General features: G+C 65.6%; 19 protein-coding genes. 7 read left to right on the forward strand and 12 right to left on the reverse strand.

The window, feature by feature from the left end:
• The first annotated feature begins 245 nt into the window (after window positions 1-245).
• Window positions 246-638 (forward strand): hypothetical protein, encoded by a 393-nt coding sequence (locus ACQR1Y_RS07005; RefSeq protein ID WP_434876506.1) that lies wholly within the window; start codon window positions 246-248, stop codon window positions 636-638.
• Window positions 639-816: 178 nt separating this feature from the next.
• Window positions 817-897, forward strand: coding sequence for a pyrroloquinoline quinone precursor peptide PqqA (gene pqqA, locus ACQR1Y_RS07010; protein WP_009031067.1), 81 nt, complete (start codon window positions 817-819; stop codon window positions 895-897).
• Between the two features lie 125 nt (window positions 898-1,022).
• Here pqqA and ACQR1Y_RS07015 read toward each other — a convergent pair whose 3' ends face one another.
• Window positions 1,023-1,331 (reverse strand): EthD family reductase, encoded by a 309-nt coding sequence (locus ACQR1Y_RS07015; RefSeq protein ID WP_315721365.1) that lies wholly within the window; start codon window positions 1,329-1,331, stop codon window positions 1,023-1,025.
• 198 nt (window positions 1,332-1,529) lie between these two features.
• Between ACQR1Y_RS07015 and ACQR1Y_RS07020 the strand changes: the two genes are divergently transcribed.
• Window positions 1,530-1,742 carry a hypothetical protein gene (locus tag ACQR1Y_RS07020; protein ID WP_434861455.1) on the forward strand — a complete coding sequence of 71 codons (213 nt, stop codon included), beginning with the start codon at window positions 1,530-1,532 and terminating at the stop codon, window positions 1,740-1,742.
• Between the two features lie 26 nt (window positions 1,743-1,768).
• Here ACQR1Y_RS07020 and ACQR1Y_RS07025 read toward each other — a convergent pair whose 3' ends face one another.
• From ACQR1Y_RS07025 to ACQR1Y_RS07040, 4 genes are read right to left on the reverse strand one after another with little or no spacing between them, the layout of a single operon-like run.
• Window positions 1,769-2,116, reverse strand: a complete 348-nt coding sequence (locus ACQR1Y_RS07025) for a hypothetical protein (RefSeq protein ID WP_434876505.1) — start codon at window positions 2,114-2,116, stop codon at window positions 1,769-1,771.
• A 39-nt stretch (window positions 2,117-2,155) separates the two neighbouring features.
• Entirely contained in the window at window positions 2,156-2,866 is a 711-nt protein-coding gene (locus tag ACQR1Y_RS07030) for an ABC transporter ATP-binding protein (RefSeq protein WP_434876504.1), read from the reverse strand.
• Window positions 2,856-3,593: an ABC transporter permease gene (locus tag ACQR1Y_RS07035; protein ID WP_434876503.1), complete on the reverse strand. Its 738-nt coding sequence runs from the start codon at window positions 3,591-3,593 to the stop codon at window positions 2,856-2,858. Before ACQR1Y_RS07035 ends, ACQR1Y_RS07030 begins: the two co-directional genes overlap by 11 nt.
• Window positions 3,593-4,573, reverse strand: a complete 981-nt coding sequence (locus ACQR1Y_RS07040) for an ABC transporter substrate-binding protein (RefSeq protein WP_434876502.1) — start codon at window positions 4,571-4,573, stop codon at window positions 3,593-3,595. Before ACQR1Y_RS07040 ends, ACQR1Y_RS07035 begins: the two co-directional genes overlap by 1 nt.
• Window positions 4,574-4,659: 86 nt before the next feature.
• Here ACQR1Y_RS07040 and ACQR1Y_RS07045 point away from each other — a divergent pair, with 86 nt between their 5' ends.
• Entirely contained in the window at window positions 4,660-5,019 is a 360-nt protein-coding gene (locus ACQR1Y_RS07045; RefSeq protein ID WP_434861460.1) for a hypothetical protein, read from the forward strand.
• A gap of 23 nt (window positions 5,020-5,042) precedes the next feature.
• Here ACQR1Y_RS07045 and ACQR1Y_RS07050 read toward each other — a convergent pair whose 3' ends face one another.
• Together ACQR1Y_RS07050 and ACQR1Y_RS07055 are read right to left on the reverse strand one after the other, a co-directional pair.
• A complete protein-coding gene (locus tag ACQR1Y_RS07050) occupies window positions 5,043-5,864 on the reverse strand; it encodes a quinoprotein dehydrogenase-associated SoxYZ-like carrier (RefSeq protein ID WP_434876501.1) in 822 nt (273 codons plus the stop codon).
• Window positions 5,865-5,920: 56 nt separating this feature from the next.
• Window positions 5,921-6,802 carry a quinoprotein relay system zinc metallohydrolase 2 gene (locus ACQR1Y_RS07055; protein ID WP_434876674.1) on the reverse strand — a complete coding sequence of 294 codons (882 nt, stop codon included), beginning with the start codon at window positions 6,800-6,802 and terminating at the stop codon, window positions 5,921-5,923.
• Between the two features lie 206 nt (window positions 6,803-7,008).
• On the opposite strand from ACQR1Y_RS07055, the gene ACQR1Y_RS07060 reads away from it, so the two are divergent.
• A complete protein-coding gene (locus ACQR1Y_RS07060; protein ID WP_434876500.1) occupies window positions 7,009-7,884 on the forward strand; it encodes a substrate-binding domain-containing protein in 876 nt (291 codons plus the stop codon).
• A complete protein-coding gene (locus ACQR1Y_RS07065) occupies window positions 7,881-8,444 on the forward strand; it encodes a PQQ-dependent catabolism-associated CXXCW motif protein (RefSeq protein WP_434876499.1) in 564 nt (187 codons plus the stop codon). Before ACQR1Y_RS07060 ends, ACQR1Y_RS07065 begins: the two co-directional genes overlap by 4 nt.
• A gap of 184 nt (window positions 8,445-8,628) precedes the next feature.
• Here ACQR1Y_RS07065 and ACQR1Y_RS07070 read toward each other — a convergent pair whose 3' ends face one another.
• The 5 genes from ACQR1Y_RS07070 to ACQR1Y_RS07090 all read right to left on the reverse strand — a co-directional run bounded on the left by ACQR1Y_RS07070 (window position 8,629) and on the right by ACQR1Y_RS07090 (window position 13,367).
• On the reverse strand, window positions 8,629-9,240 hold the full coding sequence (locus ACQR1Y_RS07070; protein ID WP_434876498.1) for a hypothetical protein: 612 nt from the start codon (window positions 9,238-9,240) through the stop codon (window positions 8,629-8,631).
• Window positions 9,237-10,091 carry an ABC transporter permease gene (locus tag ACQR1Y_RS07075; protein WP_434876497.1) on the reverse strand — a complete coding sequence of 285 codons (855 nt, stop codon included), beginning with the start codon at window positions 10,089-10,091 and terminating at the stop codon, window positions 9,237-9,239. The genes ACQR1Y_RS07070 and ACQR1Y_RS07075 overlap by 4 nt, the downstream gene beginning before the upstream one ends.
• On the reverse strand, window positions 10,088-10,918 hold the full coding sequence (locus ACQR1Y_RS07080) for an ABC transporter ATP-binding protein (RefSeq protein ID WP_434861466.1): 831 nt from the start codon (window positions 10,916-10,918) through the stop codon (window positions 10,088-10,090). Before ACQR1Y_RS07080 ends, ACQR1Y_RS07075 begins: the two co-directional genes overlap by 4 nt.
• Window positions 10,915-11,868: a YVTN family beta-propeller repeat protein gene (locus ACQR1Y_RS07085; protein WP_434876673.1), complete on the reverse strand. Its 954-nt coding sequence runs from the start codon at window positions 11,866-11,868 to the stop codon at window positions 10,915-10,917. The genes ACQR1Y_RS07080 and ACQR1Y_RS07085 overlap by 4 nt, the downstream gene beginning before the upstream one ends.
• Window positions 11,869-12,158: 290 nt before the next feature.
• On the reverse strand, window positions 12,159-13,367 hold the full coding sequence (locus tag ACQR1Y_RS07090; RefSeq protein WP_434876496.1) for an ABC transporter substrate-binding protein: 1,209 nt from the start codon (window positions 13,365-13,367) through the stop codon (window positions 12,159-12,161).
• A 140-nt stretch (window positions 13,368-13,507) separates the two neighbouring features.
• On the opposite strand from ACQR1Y_RS07090, the gene ACQR1Y_RS07095 reads away from it, so the two are divergent.
• Window positions 13,508-13,984 (forward strand): DUF3280 domain-containing protein, encoded by a 477-nt coding sequence (locus ACQR1Y_RS07095; RefSeq protein WP_434876672.1) that lies wholly within the window; start codon window positions 13,508-13,510, stop codon window positions 13,982-13,984.
• Window positions 13,985-14,559: the final 575 nt, after the last annotated feature.

Genomic DNA, 14,559 nt, shown 5'->3' on the forward strand with positions numbered 1-14,559 from the left:
TATGCGCGCCTATCCTGACGCTGCGGGAACAACACTCCGCTCGATTCCGGGAGGCGTCAATACGAAAAGCTGGGCAGGTATCCTCGCCAAGCTGGGACGTTTTCCCGCGTGGCGGCAGGCGTCGAGCCAAGCCTTTGTCATCGCGTCATATTTGCAGCCGGCATGATCGCACCTTTTTCGTGCTGCTCTGCGGCATGAACATTGCTTCGCTGCAACATGCCGGGATCAACAGAGGAGTAGACGGGATGAGGCGAAGCATCCTTTGGCTCGGCATGCTGTGTTGCCTTTGGGTGAGTGCAAGTGCGCGTGATCTCGGCCAATGGGAGTCAGTCGATCCTGCATTGCGCCGGTGGTACGAGGCGCTGATGCAGCCGGACGTGCCGACGGCGTCGTGCTGCGGTGAGGCCGATGCCTACTTCGCCGATGAAGTCCACGTCCGCGACGGCAAGACCTACGTCATCATCACCGATGATCGTCCCGACGAGCCGCGTGGCCGGCCGCATATCGATGTCGGTACCGAGATCGAAGTTCCCGATCACAAGCTGAAGTGGGACAAAGGCAATCCCACGGGGCACGGCGTGATCTTCCTGAGCCGGAATCGCTACGTGTTCTGCTACGTACAGCCGGGCGGGGCCTGAGCAGACCCAGATCCGGCGACGATTGAGGCGGAACGTTGTCGGTCGAGAGACGGCGGTGCAGGAGATCTGCAGCAAAAGCTGCCGTCGTCTGTCTTGCGTTCGCTCGGACGCAGTCCTAGCTTCGCCGGTGGCGCGAGCAACGCGTCAATCAACGAACGTTAGAACTTGGGAGCTCGAAATGGCCTGGAAGACACCGAAGATCGTCGAAGTGCCCGTGGGCATGGAAATCAACATGTACGCCTGCGCGGCCCGCAAGTAATCACCTGCGATCCGCCAAGCCGGCGAGCGTATCAAGCTTGCGATCGGCTTGGCGGATCTGGGGTCCAGCCATCCTCTTGCGATCGACATTTTGGTCAACCGCAAGAAGTGTTCGACAGCCGTCGGTCAGACGTCCTGCGTATCGAAGATGTAGAGATCGACGCCGCCATCGGCGAAGTTGGGCAGATCTCCCGCCGCGGCCTTGCCCTCGGCCGAGCCCATGCCGGCCTGCAGGGCCTGCATTGAATCGAATACGAGAGTGGCGACCAGGTGGATGTTGGTGGGACCGGCCGGTCCGTTTACGGGACCGCGGCTGATATCGTAGCTCTTCAGGCCCGGAATTTTCTTCGCGAGCGGCACGTGGACGTTCATGTAGTGCTTGTCGAACGCTTCGGCGCTCTTCGGGGTCTTGTAGAGTACGAGAACCTTGGGCATCTGCTTCCTCCGCTGTCGTCTTTTTGAGGTCGATCGACCGGTACCCATTGCAGCCGATCTGGTGGCCCGGATCAAGCGTTGACGCCGCCCGACTCGCGCTCGGTTCCGCTCATAAAGTCGGCGCCGGGGAGAAACCGATGCAGCAGGACGCCGTAGATTGAGGTACTCTGCTTCAGGCCTCGTTGAGGATATCGAGCCATGAGCCCCATCGATCTCGTCATTACGGTTTGCGCCGTGCTGTCCCCGACCAATTGCGAGGAGCAGCACCTCGTGTTCGCCGACGGCGGCGCGTCGTTGCAGCAATGTGCGATGAAGGCGCCGCCTTACATCGCCCAATGGATCGGCGAGCACCCGAAATGGACCGCGGTGCGCTGGCGCTGCGAGTATCCGCACAGCAACGACAAGGCCTGAGGCGGCTCGGCCGCTGCAGGCCTGAGCTACTTCGTGCAGTCTTGCAGATCCTTGTCGGCCACCGAGACGACGGCATCGGCCTTGATGTCGAGACCGCGCACGATGCATTGCCGGTCGCCGGCATAACTGACCTTGGCGTCGTAGCGTCCCGGCTCGACGCCGCTGAGCTTCAGCCGCTCGTCGTGATCGAGCTCCTTGTCCTTGTCGCTCAGTGTCTGATTCGGACCCCAGTTGTTCTGGCCGGCGGGCGAGAGCTGGAAGCCGGTCATGGTCGCAGTGGTCAGATTCCACAACCGGATGCCCTTGCCCTGCGCGAGCGCCGCGGTCGACAGGCCCGCGGCGAGGACGGCCGTGGCGGCGAGTGCTGGTCTCATGGCGTTTCCTCAAGAGCTGATGTCCAGGATTTGCCACGACTATGACACGGAAAAATCCGGCCCCGCCAGCTCGGCCTTGATCGCCGCGACCGTCGCATCGGTGCGCTGCGCCCGGGGAACAGAGATGGGCATGGTGTGCAGCAGTCGCGCCGGGCGCGGCGACAGCAGGAAGATCCGGTCGCCGAGCCGCACGGCATCGTCCATGCTGTGCGTGACGAGCAGCGTGATCATCGGTCTGGACGCCACCAGCGTCGCGATCTCCTCGCGCAGCCTGGCGGCCAGCGCATCGTCGAGCGAGGCGAGCGGCTCATCGAGGATCAGAAAGTCCGGCTCGACGGCAAAGGCGCGCGCCAGCGCGACGCGACGGGCGAGGCCGAGCGACAGCTCGCCCGGGAAGTGGCTGCGATGGCCTTCCAGCTCGAGCACGCCGAAGATGGCGGCCAGCCGGTCGTCGGCGACGTCGGGCGCAGCCAACCGGACATTCTCCTCGACGGAGCGCCACGGCAGCAGCCGGGGCTCCTGGAACACCATGGCGAGTCGGGCGCCGTCCGGTCGGGTGACCTGACCCTGATAGTCGCTATCGAGGCCGGCGAGGATTCGCATCATCGTGCTCTTGCCGCAACCGGAGGGGCCGACGACGACGCCGACCTCGCCGCGCTGCAGCGTGAACGCAATGCCTGATATCACCTCCTGGCGCTTGCCATTGGCGCTGGTGTAGCTCTTCGATCGAATGTCGACCTCAAGCCGCACGGAGCCGCCACCTTGATGCGCGCTGCTCGAACGGCTGCACGAGGACGGCCTCGATCACCAGCACCACGGCGGCAAAGCTGAGCGAATAGGCGAGCAGCAGCGGGATGTCGAACAGCTGAAAGGCGACGCCGATCTCGAAGCCGATGCCGTTGGGGCGCCCGAGCAGTTCGGCGACCAGCACGATCTTCCACACCAGCGACAGGCCTGAGCGTGCGGCGGCCGCAATATAAGGCGCAAGCTGCGGCAGCAGGACGTGGCGCAGGATGCGGCCGCGTGGGAAGGCGAACACTTTTGTCATCTCGTCGAGCGACGGATCGAGCGCGCGTGCCCCCTCGCGCAAGGTCACGACGGCCGTCGGCAACTTGTTGATCGCGATCGCCGCAATCGCCGCGACCTCGGTAAGGCCGGCCCAGATATAGGCCAGCACGATCACCACCAGCGCCGGCAGATTGAGCAGCAGGATCAGCCAGGGATCGCCGAGACGATTGGCGAGGCGGTTGCGGCCCATCCAATAACCGAGTGCCGATCCGATCGCCATCGACAGGGTGAAGGCGAGGGCGACGCGGGCGAGCGTCGCGCCGAGATGCAGGAACAGCGCGCCGGATCTTGCTTCCGCAACAGCGACGGCCAGCACAGCCGACGGCGGCGGCAGCTTGGCGCTGCCAGCGACAGTCGCAGCCACCCACCAGGTGGCCAGCAGAAGCGCGAAGGACAACAGCCGCAGCACTAATCCCTCGCATCCGCCCTGTAGTAGGTGCCGGGGCTGAGCTCGGCGGCGGGGCCGACCAGGTCGCGTCCGCCGATCGAGGCGAGCACGCCGTAGAGGATGCGCGCGTCGGCCTCTTCCTCGGACACCGAGCGGCGCGGAATGCCCTCGCGGTAGCGGTCGCGATAGGCGCGCAACGTCGCCTCGTCCGGCGCGCCGGTCAACGGCGCGATCGTCTGCCACTCGGCGTCCGACGTGGCCAGGATTTCCTTCGCCTTCGCCGTGACGGACAGGAAGCGGCTGACGAGATCACGATGCTTGCTGGCCCACTCCTCGTCGAAAACGTAGCCGATCATCGCGGTGCGGCCCTTGGCGCCGAAGGCTGGCAGGATGTCCTCGATGCCGGCGAGGCGACGGAAGCCTTTGGCCTCGAGCGCGGCGCAGAAGTTCCAGTAGTTCAAGCCGGCATCCATCTCGCCGTCGGCCAGCTTGGCGGCCAGCAGCGGCGGCGCGCCATAGGTGATGGTCGCCTGCGACTTCAGCTCGACGCCGTCGCGCTTGAGCGCTGCCTGCAGCAGCAGCCAGCTCTTGTCGAGCGGGCCGCCGGCGACCGCGAGCTTGCGTCCCTTGAGATCGGCAAGCGTCCTGAGTGGCGAGTTTGCCGGCACCATCACGGCGCCGAGCGCGCTGGAGTAGGGGGAGAAGGTGAGCTTGGCGCCGAGCGCGCGCTCGCGCGATACCCACAGCCAGTCCGAGACCATGATGTCGGCGTTGCCCGCGCGCAGCGCGATCTTGCCGGCCTCCGGGCTCGCGAGCTCGACCGCATCAATCGCGATGTCGGCCTGCTTGTCGAACTGGTGCGCGCGAATGACGGCCAATTCCCAGGCGAAGGTCCCGGTCTTTTGCACCGCAACCTTGACGGTCTCGGCGGCGCGTGACGCCGGGATCGGCAGCAGCGCGCAAGCAATGACAGCAATGAACAAGCGACCGAGCTGGGTCATGGGCGCGTCAGCGTTTCCTCGAGATGTGTTCTTTTCAGCCTCATTCTCTTAGCATAGCCTGGGCAGCGATACCGTGGAGGACTGTCATGCGTTGCGCTGTTCCGGTAGGACCGATTGTCGCCACCTTCCTTGCCGCGACGGCGCTGGCCGGATCGGCGCGGGCCGAGGATCTCAATGACTATCCGACCTCGGCGCGCGCCGAATATGTCTTCGGCTGCATGAAGGCCAACGGCGAGTCGCGGCAGTCGATTGCGCAATGCTCCTGCTCGATCGACGTGATCGCCTCGATCATTCCCTATGAGCGCTACGTCACGGCGGAAACCGTGCTCAGCATGTCCCAGGTGAAGAGCAATCTCGGTACCCAGTTCCGCACCTCCGAGCAGGCCGCCAATGCGCTCAACGATCTCCGCCGCGCCCAGGCCGAAGCCGAAGTGAGATGTTTCTGACGCCGCGCGTCCTGACCTTTGCATCAGGTGCCTGATCCCTCCGCCGGCCATTCGTGCTCGAACACATGGCCCTGGGTATCGTGCGCCTCGGCGCGGAAGTGCTTGGCGCCGTTCGAGACATAGGTGAAGCGGATATTGGGATCCTCCGAGATCGAGATGCCGCCGTCGACGGACAGCACGAGCTTGCCATCCTGCGACAGCGTCAGCTGGTCGACGAAGAAGGCGGGAATGTAGAGCTGGGTCAGCTGGTCCATCTGCAGCCCGGAATTGTTGGGATGCCCGACCATCACTTGAGCCTCGCGGATGCCGCTGCTCGCACCGTCACCGGCTTGCGTGAACTGCCGGTAGCGCATCTGGCCGACGCGCGCCTTGGCTTCATCCGGATTCTTCGCCGCCGGCGCGGAGCAGCCGCCGGATGCCTTCACGAATGTCTTCACCACATAGAGCTGACCGTCCGTCAGTTCGGCCACGGCATGCACATCGGTGTAGTTGTTGACACGGACACGGGTCGAGATCGCCGTGACATTGGCGTCCGCGCCGAGCGTGAATTTGGCCGCCATCGGGGCCGGGTTCTGGTCGATCACCAGCGTGATGGTCTTGATGCGGCGGTCGTCGGCGGGCGACAGCTTGCTGCGCAGCGTGACTGGAACGACCGATGCGTCCTCGGCTCGGGGCGGCATCTCGATCGCCAGCACATTGCCGCCGTCCTGCATCGGCTTGTTGTTGAAGATGTCCTGCACCAGTCCCGGCCATGGATCGTACGTCTCGGCGGCGTTCGCAGGTGCGAAGGCAAAGACAAGACATGCGCCGAGAAGCAAGGTTGATGGCAGGCGGAGCCGGGTCATGGCGCAGTCCTCCAAGGCCGTTCTGGTGTGCCGGCGATCATAGCGTGTCCGCAGGCTCATTCCCATTCCATTTCCGAAAATGCTGCGGTGGCGTTGCGCGCATTGTAGTCGTCGAACAGTTGCCACTTGCCGCGCTCCGATGCGGCGGCCCCGCTCGCCTCCGCGATCGGCTTTCCCGCCTTGATCAGCCCGCTGATGTCGTGGGCCAGGGTTTCGAGGTAGCGCCGCTCATCATTGAGCGCCAGCGGCCAGGGACTGACGGGGCCATGGCCCGGCACGACCCGATCGGCCGCGATCGCTGAAAGGGCGCCGAGGTCTGCAATCCAGCCGCGCAGGCTGCCGTCCATCACGGGGATGTGACGGAGGAAGACCAGATCGCCGGCAAACAACGTCCGGCTCTGCTCATCGACGACGGTGAGGTCGCAATCGCTGTGCGCGGTGCTCCAGGCCTTGAGCGTGAGCGCGCGACCGCCGAGGTCGAGCGACATCAGGTTGTCGACGACGATCGATGGCGCGACCAGGCGGACGTCGTCGATCAGCTCCGCGCCCATCAGGCGGCGGAACGCCTCGATGTAGTGGGGTCCGCGCATCGCCAGCGCACGCGGCAGAGTCTTGGCGCCGACGAAGCTCGTCGCGTCACCCTGAAAGGCGGCGTTGCCGAACATATGGTCGGGATGGGCATGGGTGTTGATGACGTAGCGGACCGGCTTGGTCGTGCGAAGCCGGATCGCTGCCAGCAGCGCGCGACCCTCTCGCACGCTGCCGCCGGTGTCGATCACGGCCACGGCGTCATCGCCGATGATGAAGCCGACATTCGCAATGGCGCCTTCGTTCGAGGCGGTCATCAGTGCCGTCTCCCCGACATGGACGAAGACGCCGGGCGCGATTTCGCTGACCGCGAGTTCCCGCGGCTCCGCATGTGCCGCGCTGCCGAGCATGAGCACGCCCCACGTTCCGATCGCGATGAGGAGGCGGCTGATCACGTGTTTGCCTTGCTCGCGTGAGACGTGTGCATCATCGCGCCGGCGTTGCGTCGCAGCATGCGGTCAACTCTTCGCGATGACAGCAGCTGTTGCGCCAGCACGGCCGGCGGCCTAGCATTTTCAAAAATAACTCGATGCGCTCGATAGGGATGGAAAGACGAATGACGAAGCGTCGCACTCTTGTCGGCTCGCTGGCCGTTGCCGCGGGCCTCACTCTGCTCGGCCCCGCCGCCTCCTACGCGCAAAGCAATGACGGTCTCGACCTGTCGATCGAGCTGGTCGATCCCAAGGTTCTCCGCGTCTGCGCCGATCCGCGCAACCTGCCGTTCTCCAACGAGAAGGGCGAGGGGTTCGAGAACAAGCTCGCCGAGTTCCTTGCCGCCAAGCTGCAGAAGAAGGTCGACTACACGTTCTTTCCGCAGGCGACGGGCTTCGTGCGGATGACGCTCGGCTCGCATCGCTGCGACGTCATCATGGGCTTTCCACAAGGCGACGATCTCGTGCAGAGCACCAGTCCTTACTACCGGACGGCCTATGCGATCGTGACAAAGCCGGGCTCGGATCTTGCCGATGTGACGACGCTGGAAGACGCCAAGCTCAAGGGCAAGCACATCGGAATCGTCGCGGGCACGCCGCCTGCGACCAACATGGCGCTGGCCGGGCTCATGCCGCTGGCAAAACCGTATCCGTTGATGATCGACACCCGCGTCGACTCCTCGGCCGAGGCCATGATCAACGACCTGAAGTCGGGCGAAATCGACGCCGGCGTGCTGTGGGGGCCGATGGCCGGCTACTACGCCAAGCAGGCGAGCCCGCAGCTTCACGTGACGCCGCTGGTGAAGGAGACGTCCGGGCCGAAGCTGATCTATCGGATCGCGATGGGGGTGCGCGGCGCCGACCAGAACTGGCGGCGGCAGCTCAACAAGCTGATCCAGGAGAACCAGGGCGAGATCAACAAGATCCTGCTCGACTTCGGCGTGCCGCTGCTGGATGAGAGCAATCATCTGATGACCGCCGAGGCTGCGACGAAGCCATGATCGTTCGGCTCACCGCTGCGGTGTTGGCAGGCGCGCTGCTGCTCGCCGCGATGGCAGCGTGGGCCGACGAACTCGTACCGGAGCCGGACAGCTATCGCACCGACAGCTATCGTGCGCCGGTTCCGACCACATTGGCCGGCGCACGCGTGCTGTCGACGCTGCAGACCGAGGCGATATGGCGCGCGAAGTCCGCGGCCTTCGTCGACGTCCTGCCGCGACCGCCCAAGCCGAAGAACCTGCCGGCCGGCACGGTGTGGCGCGAGCAGCCGCGCCTGGACATTCCCGGCAGTATCTGGCTGCCCGACACCGGCTATGGCGTGCTCGCGGCGGCCACCGAGCATTATCTGAAGCGCGGCCTGACACGGGCGTCGGGCGGCGACCAGGGGCGTCTGCTGGTGTTCTACTGCCTCGAAGACTGCTGGATGTCGTGGAACGCCGCGAAGCGTGCGCTGACCTACGGCTACCGCAACGTCGCCTGGTACCCCGACGGCACCGACGGCTGGGCCCGCGCCGACCTGCCGCTGCAGCAGACGGAGCCCGAGCCGCGGTCGGAGGAGTGAGCGGAGGTCGCAACAGACATCGCGGCCAATTGGTTTGCTCGTCATGCCCGGGCTTGACCCGGGCATCCACGCGGTGCCCCGCGGAAAGACGTGGATGGCCGGGTCAAGCCCGGCCATGACGATGCGGGGACATGAGTGCACTCGCTTTGCATGATCATGTTCAAGGGCGAGCGGCATCCGCGGCCTACTCCATGTCCTGCTGGATTTCGCGGGCGAGCGCGAACAGGCGCTGGTCGATGGCGGTGGGGACCTCGCAGACGAATTTCATTACGCGGCGGCGATCCTCGAAGATGCGGGTCTCCCAATTGAGCTGATTGCTCAGCTCCTCGATCTTGGCTTCGTCACGCGTAGCGCCGCTCTGCATCGCCTGCAGCTTGATGGTGTCGCCGCGCACCTTCTCGACGGCATCGCGCTGCTTGCGCATCACGCGCTCGAGTCCGTTCATGACCGAGGTGCGCTGGGCATTGAGCGTGTCGAACAGGCCGGCGAACAGCAGCTTGCCCTTGCGGGCCTTCTCCTCGGCTGTGCCGGTGATGAAATCGGCGACGTCCTTTTGCGCCTGTTCCAAGGGAATGCGTCGCGCCGCGAGCTTGGCCACGAGCTCCGAAATCTTCGGCTCGTCCTTCCAGCTCGCGCCGACATCGTCGATCGGCGGGCCGGACCAGACGGCCGCGATCGAGATCTCCGGCACCTTGGCCTGCGGGCAGGGCCAGTCGGGATAGCGCGGATCGGCCGCATACGCGGGACCGGCCGAGGCGACCAGGGCGATGGTCAGCAATCTCGCTCTCGATCTCATGCCTCGCCTCCGGGACCACGCCTGACAAATCCGCGCGACGGATCGTAGGCCAGGATCGCGCCGATCATGAACACGGCGGTGCAGCCGCCGACCACGGCGAGCGACACCAAGTTCAGCTTGCCGTACAGCGCGAAGCGGATGAGCTCCACCGCGTGGGTGAAGGGGTTGGCTTCGCAGAGATAGGCCAGCCACGGGCTGCCTTCCTCGACGCGCCAGAGCGGATAGAGCGCCGAGGAAGCGAAGAACATCGGGAAGATCACGAAGTTCATGACGCCGGCAAAATTCTCCAGCTGCTTGATGCCGGAGGAGATCAGCATGCCCAGCGCGCCGAGCATCAGGCCGGACAGGAGCAGCGCCGGCAGCACCGTGAGATAGCCCATCGGCGGCGGCGTGATGTCCCAGAACCAGGCGATGACCAGGAAGGCGTAGACCTGCAGCACCGAGACGGCGGTGCCGGCGAGCAGCTTGCAGAACAAGAGATAGCCGCGCGGCAGCGGGCTCACCAGCAGCGTGCGCATATTGCCCATCTCGCGGTCGTAGACCATCGACAGCGACGACTGCATGCCGTTGAACAGCTGGATCATCGCCATCAATCCTGGCGCGATATAGACCTCGTAAAGAATGTAGGTCTCGTAGGGCGGGATGATCGAGATGCCCAGCACCTGGCGGAAGCCTGCGGCGAAGATGAACAGCCAGACCAGCGGGCGCACCAGCGCCGAGACGAAGCGCTCGCGCTGATGCAGGAAGCGCAGGCCCTCGCGCCAGACGATGCCGATCAGGCAGGTGATGTACTCGCCCGCGGAGAAGCCGCTGCGGGTTGGGGTCGAGGTGTGAACGGTGGTGACGGTCATGCGTCCGCACTCCGTGCCGGGCTGGCGCTGCCTGGGCTGGCCTGGGTCGTCAGCCGCGCAAACGCCGCGTTGACGTCGGACGCACCGGCCTCGGCGATCACCTGCGGCACCGGCCCGCGCGCCAGCACGCGACCCTGATGCAGCACGACGAGGTCGTCGGTCGGGGCGATCTCGTCGAACAGATGCGTCGCCCAGAGCACGCCGATGCCCTGCTCGGCGACGAGCTGGCGGACATGGCCGACGATATCGGCGCGCGCCTTGACGTCGAGGCCGACGGTGGCCTCGTCGAGCAGCAGCAGCCGCGGCCGATGCAGCAAAGCGCGGGCGATCTCCAGCCGGCGCATCTGGCCGCCGGAGAGGTCACGCACCTTGTGGCCGCCGCGGTCGGAAAGACCAATGCGCGCCAGCAGCTCCTCGCTGCGCGCGCGGGCCTCGCGGCGCGCGATGCCGTGCAGCGCGGCGTGATAGAGCAGGTTCTGCCGCAGCGACAGATCGAGATCGACCGTACGCGGCTGGAACACGACGCCGAGCAGCCGCAGCGCCTCGCCGGGCGTCCGGCCGATGTCATGGCCGAAAATGTCGATCTCGCCCGATTGAACCGCGAACAGGCGGGTGATCAGCGAGAACAATGTGCTCTTGCCGGCGCCGTTGAGGCCGAGCAGGGCGGTGAAGCTCGCGGGCTTCACCACGAAAGAGACGTCGCTGAGCGCCTTGCGCGCGCCATAGGAATGGCTGACGCCGGCGATCGACAGCGCCGGGACCGGGTCAGGCGCCTGCTGCCGCGTAGGGTTCGTGGTGTCGAGAGCGGGTGCGTTCTGCGTGCTCATGGCTGTGCAATCGTGATGCCCCAGGGCAGCTCGCCGACCTGGATGGTCTTGATCACCTTCTGCGCGGCGACGTCGATCACCGAGACGTCGTTGGAAACGCCGTTGGTCACGAGCAGATATTTCTCGTCCGGCGTGAACTCCATGTGCCAGACGCGCTGGCCGACGAGCAGATATTTCTTCACCTCATGAGTGGTGGCATCGACCACAGCGACACGGTTGGCAGGGCCGAGCGCGACGAAGCCGGTCTTGCCGTCCTTGGTCAGCGCAATGCCGACCGGCTGGATCGCTTCGCTGCGCAAACCGGGCACGGCAAACTTGATCTTCCTGGTAATCTCACGCTTGGCCGGGTCGATGATCGAGACGGTGCCGCCGATCTCCGCCGACACCCACAGCTCCGAGCCGTCGGTCTTGAACTCGGCGTAGCGCGGCCGCGCATCGACCAGCACGTTCGCCACGATCTGGCGCGTCGACGTGTCGATGAAGTGCGCCATGTTGGTGGTTTCTGAGGTGCAGATCAGGGTCTTGCCATCGGGGCTCAGCATCATGCCCTCCGGCTCGACGCCGACCTGGACATCGCCGATGCGGACGCGCTTCTCCAGATCCAGGATCGTGACGGTGTTGTCGTTCTCGTTGGCGACGTAGAGCGTCTTGCCCTGGGCGTCCTGCACGAACAGTTCGGGATCGGGCCCGGAGGGCAGGGTGTCGACGACCTCCATCTTCTTGGCGTCGATCACCTGGATGGTGTCGTCGTCGCCGACCGCGACCATCACGAACTTGCCGTCCCGCGTGAACGAAATGCCCCGTGGCCGCTGGCCGACCTTGATGGTCTTGGTCACCGTCCAGGTGTCGGTGTCGATCACGGAGACGGTGTTGCCTTTTTCGTTGGAGACGAAGGCGACATAGGCGGAGGCGGGGGTGATGGAGGCCAACGCGAGCGCGGCGGTGAGCAGGCCGGCGGCTACCTTGAAGCGCGTTCGAAGTTGTGGCCGTCCTTCGAGACGCCCGCCTACGGCGGGCTCGTCGGGACGAGGACTGAGCGGGGGGCGACGTGCAAGCCTCTCTTTGTTGAGCCAAGCACGCTCAAGACCCTCATGGTGAGGAGCGCCGTCTTCGGCGCGTCTCGAACCATGAGGCCCCAGCCGGGCCTCGCCCTTCGAGACGCCCGCTTGCAGCGGGCTCCTCAGGGTGAGGGGAGACGCCGGGCCGAAAAGCATCTTCATCACCATCATCCCATCCGACGTCATTGCAGCTTGCATTTGGTTTCGGGCCGGTCGACGCCGAGCGTGTCGAGTTCGGAGACCTGGTGCAGGAAGCCTTCCTGCGGGGAGACCGAGACGATCATGCGGCCGTCGGCGAGCAGGATCGGCTGGCGCAGTTGCAGGTTCCAGTCGCGCAGCGACAGACGCGTGCCCTTGAACGCGGCGATGGTGAAGTTCGGGCTCTTCAGATAGTCCGTCATCGCCGTGGCATCGCCGGAGTTGGTGCGCGACGCGGCTTCGCCCACCATGCGCACGGCCATCCAGGCCTGCATGTCCAACGCATCCATGCGGCGCAAGGCGAGCTTCATGAAACGGTTCTGCAACTGCGTCGCGCCCCACTGGTCCTGCGCCGGATCCCAACTGGTCGGACGCAGCCCCGCGGAGCCGGCGACGGGACGCGGGTCCCAGGTGCGATAGGGCAGATAGTTGGCGAACACTTCGCTCTCGTCGGCGGCGACCAGCACGTCATAGGCCGGCGCCTTCTGCGTGAACACCGGCATCTGGCGCTGGATCAGGGTGACGCCGGAGTCGGTGCGCCGCGCGCCACCCGCATCCTCGAAGGTGCGTTCCTCCACGATCTTGGCGCCGAAGCGGGTGGCGGCGCGGCGCAGCCCATCGGCGAACAATTTGTCCTTGTCGTGCGAGCCGGTGACGAGCAGCCAGCGCTTCCACTGCTTCCACACCAGATATTGGGCGAGGCCATCGGCCAGCATCGAGCGCGTCGGCGCGACATGGATGACATTGGCGCGGCAGTCCTGCTCGCGCAGCCGGTCGTCGGTGGCGCCGACATTGAGAAGCATGATGCCGCGGCCGCGCAGGCCATCGGCGACCTTCAGCAGCGTATCCGCCGGCAGGTCGGCGAGGATGAAGCCGGTCTTGTCCGCGAGTTCGTTCGCGGCCTGTGCCGCATCCTCATCATCCTTGACGCGGCGGTCGATCAGGCTGAAGCGCTGGTTGAGGAACTTGCCGGTGGTGTTGTTGTCCTCGATCGCGAGCTTCGCACCGGCAATGCCGTCGTCGGCCGCCGGCTGGTCGAGCGGCGACAAGGTCTGCGGCACGCCGGCGCGGCCGAGATAGCCGATCGCAATGTCGACCGTGTCAGCCGCGGCAGCGGCAGTTGCAGCGGCGATGAGGCCGGTCGCGCCGATCAGGAATCGGGCCAGAACTCCCAGGACCACATGTCCTCCCATTGTTCCCCGTCCTGTGCCGGCGAGGTTTCGTCTTGCAAGATGACCGAATTGGCCTAGCTTTCAACCCCACTTTTGGCCGCTATGGCGTCATTCGGATCACGACCTTGAAACTGACTGTTCTCCTCGCGTCCCTGATCCTGATGTCTGCAACATCAGCGCGCGCCGAGCCGCCCAAGGTGGCGGTGTTCGATTTCGAGCTGATCGACACCAGCCTGCAGGGCGAGGTGCAGGGGCCGCGGCAGGACGAGCAGGAGCGGCTGGCGCATGCGGCCGAGCAGCTGCGAACGGCGCTGCAGGACTCCGGCCAATTTCGCGTGCTCGACATCGCGCCGGTCAACGATGCGGCGCACCATAGCAATCTGCAGGCCTGCGGCGGCTGCGACGTCAAGCTGGCGTCCGACATCGGCGCCGATCTCGCCATCACCGGGACGGTGCAGAAGGTCTCCAATCTCATCCTCAACATGAACATCTATCTGCGCGACGCTCACACCGGAAAGCCGGTCGCGGCCATGACCGCCGACATGCGCGGCAACACCGACGAATCCTGGACGCGAACCATGGCCTGGCTAATCCGCAACCGCGTGCTGGCCCCGAAGGACGGCGCGCAGGCGCAGTAGACGACGACCGCATCGGGCGTCGCGCTGGCAGGGCGCCCGTGGCCGTCCTTCGAGACGCCCGCCTGCGGCGGTCTCCTCAGGACGAGGGCGGAGAGTGTGGTGCGCTCCATTTCGGTGTTTCCCCTCATGGTGAGGAGCGCCATGCGCTGCAGCCGGCCACACCAACGGCGTCTCCGATGGCGCGTCTCGAACCATGAGGCCCCCGCTGCTGCTTATCGCGCTCGGACATGACTCGACGTCCTCGCGGCGCATCGCGCCCGAGCTTTGCGGTCTCGATCGCCTCTCTCCAACAGAGAGGCGCAGGGAAGGCCGGGAGCCTGCCGCCCCCATGGCCCGCCTGCAGAAGAAAGTGCAGGCGGCAGGTACCACAGGTTCGGCTGGGGACATCCCGGCCCTCCCTGCGCGATGGTCTTAACGGTTGCTTCGCGTTCTCCCCGGTGCGCCGGGCTTTCTGGTCACCGTGCGCAACGACACGCCGTGAGCGCGCCGCCGCGGGGGCATCAGCGTCGGGATGCCAGGACCACGCGACTTGGCCGTACGCCGTGGTGCGTTCGTCGGCACATTCTTGCGAACAT

The sequence above is a fragment of the Bradyrhizobium sp. HKCCYLRH3099 genome, assembly GCF_051167855.1.
Taxonomy (GTDB): Bacteria; Pseudomonadota; Alphaproteobacteria; order Rhizobiales; family Xanthobacteraceae; genus Bradyrhizobium.